This window comes from Bacillus sp. NPDC060175 (assembly GCF_042728695.1).
Lineage (GTDB): Bacteria > Bacillota > Bacilli > Bacillales > Bacillaceae_G > Bacillus_A.
Genome location: NZ_JBHWYR010000011.1, coordinates 12,653 through 24,354, shown reverse-complemented (window position 1 = coordinate 24,354; position 11,702 = coordinate 12,653). Strand labels below are relative to the sequence as shown.

The 11,702-nt window shown below is 34.6% G+C and carries 16 protein-coding genes, 2 other RNA genes and 2 riboswitches; of the genes, 12 read left to right on the top strand and 6 right to left on the bottom strand.

Annotated elements, in window-relative coordinates:
* Window positions 1–2: 2 nt before the first annotated feature.
* The 6 genes from ssrS (ACFWDE_RS08300) to ACFWDE_RS08275 all read left to right on the top strand — a co-directional run bounded on the left by ssrS (ACFWDE_RS08300) (window position 3) and on the right by ACFWDE_RS08275 (window position 4,227).
* A non-coding RNA gene (gene ssrS, locus ACFWDE_RS08300) (6S RNA) lies at window positions 3–185 on the top strand.
* 21 nt (window positions 186–206) lie between these two features.
* Window positions 207–390: non-coding RNA, 6S RNA (gene ssrS / locus ACFWDE_RS08295), on the top strand.
* Window positions 391–703: 313 nt separating this feature from the next.
* Window positions 704–869: riboswitch (M-box (ykoK) riboswitch) on the top strand.
* Between the two features lie 349 nt (window positions 870–1,218).
* Complete coding sequence (locus ACFWDE_RS08290; protein ID WP_377891435.1) at window positions 1,219–1,944, top strand: P-type ATPase actuator domain-containing protein; 726 nt, start codon at window positions 1,219–1,221, stop codon at window positions 1,942–1,944.
* A 134-nt stretch (window positions 1,945–2,078) separates the two neighbouring features.
* The gene (locus ACFWDE_RS08285) at window positions 2,079–2,945 is read left to right on the top strand and encodes a 5'-3' exonuclease (protein ID WP_377891433.1); all 867 of its coding nucleotides are present in this window, start codon (window positions 2,079–2,081) and stop codon (window positions 2,943–2,945) included.
* Window positions 2,946–3,146: 201 nt separating this feature from the next.
* Complete coding sequence (locus ACFWDE_RS08280) at window positions 3,147–3,287, top strand: FbpB family small basic protein (RefSeq protein ID WP_193645936.1); 141 nt, start codon at window positions 3,147–3,149, stop codon at window positions 3,285–3,287.
* 91 nt (window positions 3,288–3,378) lie between these two features.
* Window positions 3,379–4,227, top strand: coding sequence for a GNAT family N-acetyltransferase (locus ACFWDE_RS08275; protein ID WP_377891430.1), 849 nt, complete (start codon window positions 3,379–3,381; stop codon window positions 4,225–4,227).
* 42 nt (window positions 4,228–4,269) lie between these two features.
* Here ACFWDE_RS08275 and ACFWDE_RS08270 read toward each other — a convergent pair whose 3' ends face one another.
* A complete protein-coding gene (locus ACFWDE_RS08270) occupies window positions 4,270–4,830 on the bottom strand; it encodes a cysteine hydrolase family protein (RefSeq protein ID WP_377891428.1) in 561 nt (186 codons plus the stop codon).
* 182 nt (window positions 4,831–5,012) lie between these two features.
* Here ACFWDE_RS08270 and ACFWDE_RS08265 point away from each other — a divergent pair, with 182 nt between their 5' ends.
* Entirely contained in the window at window positions 5,013–5,273 is a 261-nt protein-coding gene (locus ACFWDE_RS08265; RefSeq protein ID WP_001195212.1) for a DUF6123 family protein, read from the top strand.
* A 2-nt stretch (window positions 5,274–5,275) separates the two neighbouring features.
* Here ACFWDE_RS08265 and ACFWDE_RS08260 read toward each other — a convergent pair whose 3' ends face one another.
* From ACFWDE_RS08260 to ACFWDE_RS08250, 3 genes are all read right to left on the bottom strand, one after another.
* Entirely contained in the window at window positions 5,276–6,181 is a 906-nt protein-coding gene (locus tag ACFWDE_RS08260; RefSeq protein WP_377891426.1) for a DMT family transporter, read from the bottom strand.
* A gap of 13 nt (window positions 6,182–6,194) precedes the next feature.
* Window positions 6,195–6,581, bottom strand: coding sequence for a reverse transcriptase-like protein (locus ACFWDE_RS08255; protein ID WP_002149250.1), 387 nt, complete (start codon window positions 6,579–6,581; stop codon window positions 6,195–6,197).
* 145 nt (window positions 6,582–6,726) lie between these two features.
* A complete protein-coding gene (locus ACFWDE_RS08250; protein WP_002149249.1) occupies window positions 6,727–7,599 on the bottom strand; it encodes an aldose 1-epimerase family protein in 873 nt (290 codons plus the stop codon).
* A gap of 223 nt (window positions 7,600–7,822) precedes the next feature.
* A riboswitch (PreQ1 riboswitch) is annotated at window positions 7,823–7,867 on the top strand.
* 6 nt (window positions 7,868–7,873) lie between these two features.
* On the opposite strand from ACFWDE_RS08250, the gene ACFWDE_RS08245 reads away from it, so the two are divergent.
* The 3 genes from ACFWDE_RS08245 to ACFWDE_RS08235 all read left to right on the top strand — a co-directional run bounded on the left by ACFWDE_RS08245 (window position 7,874) and on the right by ACFWDE_RS08235 (window position 9,335).
* Window positions 7,874–8,359 (top strand): QueT transporter family protein, encoded by a 486-nt coding sequence (locus ACFWDE_RS08245; protein WP_105583956.1) that lies wholly within the window; start codon window positions 7,874–7,876, stop codon window positions 8,357–8,359.
* 127 nt (window positions 8,360–8,486) lie between these two features.
* A complete protein-coding gene (locus ACFWDE_RS08240) occupies window positions 8,487–9,146 on the top strand; it encodes a ribonuclease H family protein (protein WP_377891423.1) in 660 nt (219 codons plus the stop codon).
* 12 nt (window positions 9,147–9,158) lie between these two features.
* Complete coding sequence (locus tag ACFWDE_RS08235; protein ID WP_002011906.1) at window positions 9,159–9,335, top strand: zinc-finger domain-containing protein; 177 nt, start codon at window positions 9,159–9,161, stop codon at window positions 9,333–9,335.
* A 33-nt stretch (window positions 9,336–9,368) separates the two neighbouring features.
* On the opposite strand, the gene ACFWDE_RS08230 is transcribed toward ACFWDE_RS08235, so the two are convergent.
* Window positions 9,369–9,617: a DUF2564 family protein gene (locus ACFWDE_RS08230; protein WP_002011905.1), complete on the bottom strand. Its 249-nt coding sequence runs from the start codon at window positions 9,615–9,617 to the stop codon at window positions 9,369–9,371.
* Between the two features lie 119 nt (window positions 9,618–9,736).
* Window positions 9,737–9,934: a cold shock-like protein CspB gene (gene cspB, locus ACFWDE_RS08225; protein WP_002011904.1), complete on the bottom strand. Its 198-nt coding sequence runs from the start codon at window positions 9,932–9,934 to the stop codon at window positions 9,737–9,739.
* A 261-nt stretch (window positions 9,935–10,195) separates the two neighbouring features.
* On the opposite strand from cspB, the gene ACFWDE_RS08220 reads away from it, so the two are divergent.
* On the top strand, window positions 10,196–10,924 hold the full coding sequence (locus tag ACFWDE_RS08220) for a YqcI/YcgG family protein (RefSeq protein ID WP_377891419.1): 729 nt from the start codon (window positions 10,196–10,198) through the stop codon (window positions 10,922–10,924).
* A 140-nt stretch (window positions 10,925–11,064) separates the two neighbouring features.
* Window positions 11,065–11,697, top strand: coding sequence for a LysE family transporter (locus ACFWDE_RS08215; RefSeq protein WP_002030886.1), 633 nt, complete (start codon window positions 11,065–11,067; stop codon window positions 11,695–11,697).
* Window positions 11,698–11,702 lie beyond the last annotated feature (5 nt).

The following is an 11,702-nucleotide window of genomic DNA, read 5'->3' as shown; positions in this document are numbered from 1 at the left end:
AATACATCCTGCGGTGTGCGTAACTTATTTATGTCTAAAACCGATGTTAGTTTTACGGAAGCTCAATATTTAGTGACCATTATCAAGCCTTCCTTGTGGAGGAAGATATACGGTAACTGTGAGGGCATCCACCTGCGAGTAGCGGGTTTTTGGACATTTACGAGGGACGGCACTTGCGGGGGTCTTATTTCAACTAACATTATATAAAATTCCTACGGTGTACGTAGCTTGTGTATGTCTTAAACCAATAAGTATAATATGGAAGTTCAATATTTGAATGTAGATAGCAGGCCATCTTTTTAAGAAGGAAGTTACAAACATTTGTGAGAACATCCACCTGTGAGAGCAGGTTTATGGACATCTATAGATAACGGCATATGTGGGACTATATAAAAAACCTTACGTTTTATACGTAAGGTTTTTTTGTTGAATAAATATGCTCATGTTATCTCGATTTACCTGTAAAGTTCCCATAATAAATATAGCACTTGCGGTCTTCATCAATTTCTCTTGAATCTAGGGTGAATTCCAAATGTATTCCATCCCGTTGAATATATATAATATCTGAATGGAGAGAGGGTAAGGTTTCCTCGTAATTCCACACATCTTTACTTTCTGTCATAATTGAACTTGTAAGGAAAAGTTTCCATACAAAGTGTTGACATCTATTTTAAATAAGAGTAACATTTTCTATGTAATTAAAATAAGTCTCTGTTAGGTGAGGCTCCTGTATAGAGAAATGCTACTGCCCAAAAATGTCGAGAGACGCCAATGGGTCAACAGGAATGATCGAATTAAGGTTTTTCTTAACGTAGCTGGTAATGAACCTATGCTATACAGTGCTAAAACTCGGCGAGGGAGAGGTCCGTAGATTTCTAATTATATTAGGAATCGCTTATTTGTGTATGCAATGACCTTTGCTCTCTTATGAGTAAGGGTCTTTTTTGTTACAAAGCTATGAGTAATTTCATAGTATAGATTATAACTAAAAAATAAACGAGGAGGTGAGGAGCATGTCAAATTCTGACTCGGTTCCGTTACCCATATGCTTCAAATCAAAAATATATGATGTAGGCAGGAAACGACTTGTTCCTCCCTCTATATTTATCATGATGTAGCGGTCATTCGAGTATTTGAGCGCTAGACATTTTCACGGTAAAGTGGATAAATCGAGAAACAAAGCGTTTCTTCCTATGTTATAAAGGAGGAGACGATAATATGTTATATGCAAACAAAACTGTGGGTAACACGTCATATAAACTAAGTAAAAAATCAATAAAAGAACAAATAATGCTCCAAAAAAATAAAGATTTATTAATTGAAATTGCAACGAGAGATGTAAAATCTGTATTTGCGTATTTTAAAACAACAAGAGACGGACTATCTGTGAAAGAAGCACAAAAACGTATTCAAGTATACGGCCGAAATGAATTAATTTCAAAAAGAGCGCTTCTTGCAGAAGTGATGATAAAGCTAAGTGGAATGATTCCAGGTCTTTCTAAACAAAATGTACGTGATGAATTACAATGTGAAACAGTTACTGTTTCTAGAGTAGAAGCCTCTAGCGTAACAGGGTTAAACAGTGAATTAAAAATGATGAAATTGCCAGTACAAGAGCTTGTACCTGGAGATATGATCTTTCTTGCAGAAGGTGAGATAGTACCGGCAGATGTACGTATTATTTATGCAAATGATTTATTAGTAAATGAATCTGTGCTGACAGGAAACGATGCGAGTATTGAGAAATTTGAAAGTTGCTATCATATTGAACGTAAACGATTTATTCCATTAAAACGAATGAAAGACTATAATCCACTGGAGCTTGAAAATGTTTGTTTCAAAGGTACGTATATTGTTGGTGGCAATGCAAAGGCTGTCGTTGTTTCGACAGGTAAAAATACGTATTCAGGAATACTTCATACTTGTTGTGGTAGAACGTCTTAATGTGTTAATGATGCTAAATATACAAAAACAATGTATAATAGACAAAGTTGAACAAAAACGTAGAATGGTAATCTATTTATGTAACCTTACGTGATAACGTGAGGTTATTATTTTTTGTTAGTAGGAGAGGAATTATGAAAAAAGTATTATTAGTTGATGGTATGGCACTATTATTTCGTGCTTTTTACGCAACAAGTGTATATGGACAATTTATGAAACGACAAGATGGTACCCCGACGAATGGGATTCATGGTTATATGAAGCATTTATTAACAGCAACACAAGCAATTAAACCAACGCACATTGTAACGTGCTGGGATATGGGAAGTACGACATTTAGAACGGAATCGTTCTCGAATTATAAAGCGAATCGTGCAGCACCGCCAGAGGAATTAATTCCGCAATTTGATTTAGTGCAAGAAATGACTGCGAAACTATCTATGCCTGTCATCGGTATGAAAGGTTACGAAGCGGATGATTGTATCGGTACGCTTGCAAAACAATATTGCAATGAAGCGGAAGTTTATATTTTGACAGGTGATACAGATTTACTTCAACTTGTTGATACGAATGTTACAGTTATGCTTCTTCGTAAAGGAATTGGAAATTACGAGTATTACACACCGGAAAAAATCATGGAAGAGAAAGGTGTAGAACCTTGGCAAATCGTGCATGCGAAAGCTTTCATGGGAGATACAAGTGATAATTATCCAGGTGTAAAAGGTATTGGTGAAAAAACAGCGTATAAGCTTATTCAAGAATACGGCACAGTATCGGCAGTACTAGAAAATATAGCATCATTAACGAAAGCGCAGCGCACAAAAATTGAAAGTGATCTAGAGAATTTAAATATCTCTTTACAATTAGCGCAAATTCATTGTGAAGTTCCAATTACATGCTCGTTAGAAGAAGGGTTACACACAATGGATGAAGAAAAACTACGATTCGTTTGTAACGAAATGAATTGGGGAAGACCTGAAATATTAATAAACATGTTATAAATACTAGAAAGACCGATTTAGAATGAATCGGTCTTTCTTTTTTTGTTCACAAAGTTGTCAGAAAATAAACGGAATTTTCATGTGAAGTTCAAATGGAATTCACAACAATCAATTATTATAAGTCTACACAGATAATTACTTATCTTTTAAATAAACCATCCTTTGATAAGTTATTTGTAATCGTTAAGGAGGAAACTAACAATGAGAAAAAAAGTGAGAAAATCTTTCAAACAATTATTAATAGAAAATAAACAATCACTATTAAGTAATAAAGAAAATATGAAAGAAATTGAAGAACGGATTGAGAAACGGCATGTGTCGTATAGTGGATCTAGTAATTGAATGAAGAGTGAGTTATAACACCCCTCCAAGTTGTGAGGGGTGTTATATTGTAATTGAAAGAGTAGGGTTTAAAAAAGGAGGCTGTTGCTATATGAATGTAGTGGAGAGGCTTGGAGCAAACGATATACCATGTCTTGTTGGCCTATCTGAAGTAATAGGCTGGGATTATAGTTTAGAAGAAATTGAAATAATATTAAATTCAGGTATTATATATGGCGTGCGGAATGAAAAAGGAGAAGTTATTGCTAGCGCGGCAAGTATATTATATGGGGAGACATTAGCATCTATTGGTATGGTTATTGTTCATCCTAAGTATAAAGGGAGAGGAATTGGCAAAATGATAACGGAGGCGTGTATAGGAAGTGTTTCAGAAAAGACACCTATTATGCTTATTGCTACGGAAGAAGGAAAGTATTTATATGAGAAATTAGGATTTCAAGTTGTGAGTCATGTTTCTAAATACATATGTATTGAGTATAATTCAGCCTGTAAGGGTGGAGAGGACAAAGAGTATATTTTCAATTATGAAGAAAAGGATTTAATTGAGATTATAAAAATAGATAAAGCCGCATTTGGAGCAAATAGAAGTGGTTTTTTGAAGAACAGAATTGAGCAAAGTCAGCAAAGTATAGTTTTAAAAAATAAAGAGAACCGTGTAATCGGCTATGGAATGCGTATACAAACGCCAGAAAATAAAATAATAGGACCAATCGTTGCTGAAAATGACACAATGGCAATGGAAATTGTTCATTCTTTAGCAAAAGGGCATAATGGAAAATTAAGAATTGATGTACCAGAAGGAAAGAAAGATTTCATGAAAGAATTAGAGATTACTGGTTTTCAAAAGGTTAATAAACCGCCAATAATGATGAAAAATAGTGATCAATTATTAAAAAGGAATAATGGGCTCTATAGTATTGCGGCGCAAATTTTTGGATAAAAAAGAATCCTTTCGTGAAAAGGATTCTTTTTTATAGTTAATTTAATCACGATATTGGTCATGGGTTGGTTGAAAGAGGTCTTCCTCGATATCTCTCACTATAGAAAAATGATCAACATTATAATGACCGTGTAGAGTTTTATTATGATGCTCGATAATTTGCTCTGCCGCCAACACGTTAGAATCAGTTGTTGAATGGCCATTTTTAATTAATGTAACATCGAATCCTTGTACAGTTGCTGTTCTAACAGCTGTGTCAATGCAATGTTCTGTTTTACATCCACCTATAACGAGATGATTAATCTTCTCTTCTTTTAAAAGTTCAAGTAAAGAAGTGCCATAGAATGAATTTGTTGCTGCTTTATTAATAAGGATTGCAGACTGAGGTACTTTAATTTGATTATGTACTTCAAAGCCCACGCCGCTACCAGAGGCAACATCGATATCTCTTACGAAAATAATAAGGGCATTTGAATCTATTGCTTTCTGTACAGCTGTATTTAGTGTAGCTAATAGCTCAGTTTTACGAAAAACTTCATTTTCTTGTTCATTTCCATCAATTAATTCTTGCTGAGCATCGATAATTAATAGTGCTTGTTTCATCGTGTCTCCCCTTTAATATAAAATAAGTGCCACTGTACATATTCCTTCATATTGTAAGGAAATCCTCCATTGTTAATGAAGTAGACGATTACTTTACAAAGTTGTCAAAGAAATTTCATTCTCATAGGGTGTAAAAACATGTATGATAAGAAGTGGAGAATTTTTGAGTAGGTGGGAAGATCATGCAAACAGTAGAAGATTATCTTTCATTCTTACATACGAAAGGATTTAAATTATCAGAGGAAGCACAAGGGTTTATTATGTTCGGACAAGGATATACTGGTGCATCTGATGGAATTGTGAACGCAGCAATAGAAGCGACAATTAAACATCAATTACAGTTTGATGGCAGTTATTTTGTTGCGTTATTAGAACGATTGAAAGAAGAAGAAATTACAGATAAAAAAAGCGCTAAGGCTTTTATGCGGAAGTTACAAGCGTAACTTCACGCAGCCTGCGCTTCTTTTTTTGTTTTGGAAGGTAGTTCAACAAAAACCATACCTAGGAAAATACATAAACATCCGATAATAGCAGAAATAGAAAGTTGTTCGTTTGCAACGAGAACGCCTGTTAATGCAGCGAAAACGGGCTCCATTGCGAAAATAATTGCTACTCTCGTTGGCGAAGTATGTTTTTGTGCCGATGTTTGAATGAAAAAAGCAATGGATGTCGCAAACAGGGAAGTTAGAAAGAGAGCGAATAAAAAGGAATGATTCGTCCATAGTGATACTGAAAATATTTTTTCCCAATCTTCAAACAAAAAAGCGCAAATAGAAGAAAATATACCAACAGCTAATACTTGAGATGTGCTTAATAATAAAGGAGAGATTCTTTTAGAAAAGAAGCCGTTAACAAGAATATGGGCAGCGAAAGCGACTGCGCAACCGAGAACGAGTATATCTCCAATGTTTAATTGGAAAGAATCGCCAGCAGTTAATAAATACAAACCTGCTGTCGCTACAGCAATACCAAGTACGATGAAAATTGTAGCTCGCTGTTTTAAAAAGATAAAAGACAGGATTGGAACCATAACGATACTAAGTCCAGTTAAGAAACCAGCTTTTGAAGAGGTTGTATAAAGTAAGCCGAATGTTTGTAATAAATAGCCAACACACAAAAAGAATCCAACAATCAATCCAGCAAGACTACTCTGTTTTATATCTTGTTTTGAAGTTTTTTGTAAGAAAATCATTTGAACGAATAATAAAATAATTCCAGCGAATAAAAAGCGAATAGCATTAAAAGTAAATGGTCCAACAAAAGACATAGCATTTTGAACGACAACAAACGTAGCTCCCCAAATAAAAGAGACGAATAATAATGCGAGAGGAGCAATCAACCCTTTTTTCACACTCATACCCCCGTTAATTTTGTGAAATAGCTTTTCTAGCTAATTCATCAGCGACTTTATTTTGACTACTTGGAATCCACTTAATAAAAAAGAGATCGAAATTTTTTATGTACTGCAGTGCTTCTTCTAGAAGCGGTGCAAACATTTTATTTTTTGCGTATTCTTTTTCAACAGCCCGCTCAACAAGTTGGGAATCTGTACGAAAAGATACAATGCTATAATTATGCGCTGCGCAATACTTTAATGCTGCAAGTAAAGCGTGGTATTCTGCTTCATGGTTTGACATTGTCCCAAGTGGTAATGACAATTGTACAGGTGGCTGTACCCCTTTAATAAAAACTCCGGCACCAGAAGGTCCAGGATTTCCTTTTGATGCACCATCGATATATACTTCAATCAAAATGAGAAACCTCCAGTTATAAGGTTATCCCCTACTTGAAAATGGTTTTAGAAGTAGGGGATAGAGTACTTATCCCGCGTTAACGCCCGATTGGTGTGGCTAATAATCAGTGGGGATGAACAACCCCACTGATTAAAGTTTCACTTTATCCAATTGTAATGCTATAACGACATGTAAATGTTTCATTCGCTTGTAACGATTGAATTCCTTTTTTTTCTTTAAAATCTTTTGCTTGCTTTACTTCATCAGCAATTCCGTACCAAGGTTCAATACATAAGAAAGGTGCGTTATCTCCTGGTGTCCATACGCCGACAAAAGGGAATCCATCAAATGCTACTTTTACAAATTTATTATGTTTATGTGAGCGAATAGAAATTTCATTCGTATTCATATGTTCAAAAATAAGCGCGTCATTTTTGAACAAATCATATGTAAGTGGCAATTCTTTCGTATTTTCAGCGATTAGTTGCTTTTCATTTGAAAGAAAAGGACCTTCTAATATGCTAGTTTCTAAACGTTCAGATCCGTTAAATGATAGATGATAATCAGTAAATGATTCACCTTCTAATAAAGGACAGTTGAATCCAGGATGTGCTCCGATTGAAAAGAACATCTCTTTTGAAGACGGGTTGTTTACTTCATATGTAACATGTATATTTTGTTCGTCTACTTCATAAGAAACGAGTAATTCAAATTCATATGGATATTTTTGTAACGTCTCTTCATTACTAGTAACGACATAAGTGATTTTTGTTTCACTTTGTTCTTTAACAGAGAACGAAAGGTCACGGGCAAAACCATGCTGTGTTAATGAATAAGGTTTACCTTCTACGTAGTATGTATTTTCTACTAATCGACCGACGATTGGAAACAAGATCGGTGCACGACGTCCCCAATAAGTAGAATCACCTTGCCATAAATATTCTGTGTTATCTTCTTTTAAGCGAACGCTTTGTAATTCTGCACCTTTGTCAGAGATGGAAACGATCACTTTTTCATTTTGAATTGTTGCTGTCATGAAGTGAAACCTCCTAAATCTTTCATATGTTTTATCCAGTATTAACTGTCCGTAAAAACCCGATTGGTGCGGGCTAATAATCAGTGGGGGATGGAGAAAACTCCCGCTGATTAAAGTTTCACTTTATTATACGTTGTCTAAAAGAAAAAAGGTAGTAAATGATAGGAATCTATTGACGAAAGAGCACCTATTGCGTAAAATATAATCTTGTTGCTTAAAAACGAATAACGTGGTTCGAAACCATCCCACGTAAAAAAACTAAGGAGATTTTGTCATGAATATAAGAACATTAGTCGGTAATGGTATTTTAGCGGCATTATATATTGCTGTTTCTATGCTTATTCAGCCATTTGGCTTTACGAGTGTACAGTTTCGTATTTCAGAGATGTTTAATCATCTCGTTGTATTCAATAAGAAAGCAATTTACGGGATTGTATTAGGTGTATTTTTAACGAATCTCTTTTTCTCACCTATGATCGCTTATGATTTAGTATTTGGAGTAGGGCAATCAATTCTTGCACTACTTGCAACTATTATTTCTATGCGCTTCATTAAAGGTGTTTGGGCTCGTATGATTTTTAATACAGTTATTTTTACAATTACAATGTTTATGATAGCAATTGAACTTCATCTTGCATTTGATCTGCCATTTTTATTGACATGGCTAACTTGTGCAGTTGGTGAATTTGTTGTAATGGCAATTGGTATGCCTGTAATGTACTGGATTAATAAGCGAGTGCAATTTGAAAGATTTATGTAATAGATGAAAGAGCCGTCCTTGTTTAGGATGGCTCTTTTTGTATGTGATTATATTGAATATAATGCTGTGACTCTTGATAAAATATAATAAAATAAATATAAAAAGTCTTATAAAAGGGGAATCTAGTATGAAATATAAGATACATTGGTTGTATAAAACGAAGCGTGGTTTACAAACTGAATTAACAACAAATTATATGAACATAGAAGAAGTGCTTCAATTTGCGGAGGATTTTGAGAAAACAGGTAGGGTGAAAGAACTTTTATTTTACGATGAAATGGATGCAGAATGGTCATTAAAAGAAATGAAAAAACTGAGTAAGCAAGTGGAGGAAGATCTTCAAGAAATTCAAGTTTATTTTGATGGTGGCTATGATGTGCAGACGAAAGAAGCTGGGGTTGGCATATGTGTATACTACAAAAAAGGAAATACAAATTATCGAATTCGTCGCAATGCATACATAGAAGGCATATATGATAATAACGAAGCGGAGTATGCCGCATTATTATACGGGATGAATACACTCGAGGAATTAGGAATTAAGTATGAAGCAGTTACACTTCGTGGAGATTCTCAAGTTGTACTGCAACAACTAGCTGGTGAATGGCCTTGCTATGATGAGCATTTAAATCATTACTTAGATCAAATTGAACAAAAAGCGAAGCAAATGAAATTAAAGCTTGTTTGTGAACCGATATCTAGAAAACAAAATAAAGAGGCCCATCAATTAGCAGCGCAAGCATTAGAAGGGACGACAATTGATAGTCATAAAGAAATAACCGAATAGAGAGGTGCACACGTGAAGAAGAAGCAACTCATTACAGAGGTAAATGACTTATTAGAAACGTATTGCGGAGGGTGTTTCCTGCAGGAACATAATCGGAAAAATCATAGTAAATACTATGCCCATTCTTTTTGTATACGGCAATGTACGGTTGGAGAGAAGTTAAAAAAGTATGGGGAGCAATTGTCATAAAAAAACATCCAGAGAATTTTCTCTGGATGTTTTTTAGTGCTTCGCTTCGTGTAATTGATGCTCGCATTTACTTAATTTTTTTTCTTCATTCATTAGAAATGGCTCATCTAAATCCGTTGCAACGGATTTCATGATTTCAAGCTGAGAACGAGCCGATTCTACTGCAGTAGTGGCATGCTCTAATGTGTCTGGATCCATTGAGATTGTTGCAGAACCTACCATTTTTTGTGCAGTTTCTACACGGAATTTTACTTCTTCAAAATCATTTACATGTGACCCCATTGTTATTGCCTCCTTTGTATTTTGCGCATTTCACATAGTTTTTGCTCTGTAAAACGGAAATATACAAAGGAATAACAAAGGAGGTTACCAAGTAAGGTAACCTCCTGTCATATGTGGGATTAAAGTTTTGCTACGTTAGCAGCTTGAGGTCCACGGTTTCCTTCAGTAATGTCGAAAGATACTTCTTGACCTTCCTCTAAAGCTTTGTAGCCGTCGCTTTGAATAGCAGAGAAATGTACGAATACATCTTCAGAGCCTTCCATTTCGATAAATCCAAAACCTTTTTCATTGTTAAACCATTTTACTTTTCCTTGCATGTCACAATTCCTCCTAAAAACGATTCCTTTTTTCATTTAGTGAAATTCATTAAAAAATAATATAAATAAAAAATGCTATATTCTCGAATATTCTGCTAAATGATTAATTTAAATATACATGAATTGGTAGAATTTAGTCAAGTAAGCGTTTTGAAAATTTCGTATTTTAAATTAATTTTTTTCTCGAATTTTTAAAAAGGTATAGGACAAGCCGAGTATGTAATATTCTTAAGTGAATGCTGTACATAATGAGGTGAAAGAATGGATGAGTCTTATTTATTAGATAATGAAGGAATGAAAAATAGAGTCGACATACCGAATTGGGTTGCAAAAGAATTTCATGATTTTTCGAGTGTTGTGTTAGAACCAACCTTCCCGTGTTATTTCGGTTTAACAGCATTGAAGAAGAATGAACTTCGTTATTCATTTCTCTCTCATAATGATTGGGGTCATTTGCCCAATACAATGTTAACTTTTTTGGAGCTAATGAAAGAGCGGCCGATTGTAAGAAGGGGCTTTTTTCTTTTTGTGGAACCAGAATGTGAAGAAAAATCATTGGAATATTACCGTGATTACTTTTGGAAAGTACTACAGTATTTACATGAAAATGATAACCAAACATGGCCGAAGCAAATTCCAGCAGATCCTGACCATCATTTATGGGAATTTTCATTTGGTGGTGAACCAATATTTGCATTTGGGAATGCGCCAGCTTATAAACAGCGAAAGACTAGGCATTTAGGAAATTCTCTCGTTATTGGATTCCAGCCACGAACTATTTTCGATGGACTAGAAGGAGATCGTCCTAAAGGGTCGTATTCAAGACAAATGGTTCGTGAACGAGTTGAAAAGTGGGACCAGTTGCCGACGCACCCTAACATTAGTCACTACGGCGATCCTAATCATCGTGAATGGAAACAATATTTCATAGGAGATGATATTGAGCCGATTAAAGGTAAATGTCCTTTTCATCATAAAGTAGAGAAATAAGAGCCATCAACTGGATGGCTCTTTTGCATATTTTGGATAAAAAAAGGGTATTGTATTAGTGAATAATTTTTATGAAAGCTAGTCTATTTTCTATATTTGCATCATTACTTAATAGTAAAAGAAGTAGAAAGGATAGAGCGATGTTTGGAGCAATTATACAACAAATAGTATTAGGTATTTCATTAGCTGCACCTGTAGGTCCGATTAATATTGAAATGTTAAAACGAGGGATTGAACGTGGATTTTGGCATGCGTGGATTGTTGGAATCGGAGGAATGACTGCTGATATTTTGTTTATGCTGCTTATTTATTTTGGTTTATCTTCTGTGTTTATGTATACATATGTACAAGCTTTTATGTATTGCGCTGGTTTTTTCTTGTTGTTTTATTTAGGGTTTCAAAGTGTAAAACAAGGAATTTCTCACTCTAATATGGAATACAAACAAGAAGAGATAGGTGGACTTAAACAATCGTTTATGGCAGGATTTCTAATTGCGATATCCAATCCATTAAATCTCGTTTTTTGGTTTGGTATATATGGAAGTACACTTAGCTCGTTGCTTACAAAGGTAACGAAACAAGAAGCTTTTTTGTACAGTCTTTGCATTATTGTTGGTATTATTTTGTGGAATTTAAATATTGCTTTTTCTGTACATTTTGGAAGAACTTTATTAAAGAAAAAAGCACTTGGCTATATTACAGCCGGAGCAGGTATTATTTTAGTAGGATATTCTATCCATTTTGCATACAAAGCTTTACAGTTGTTCATATAAGATTG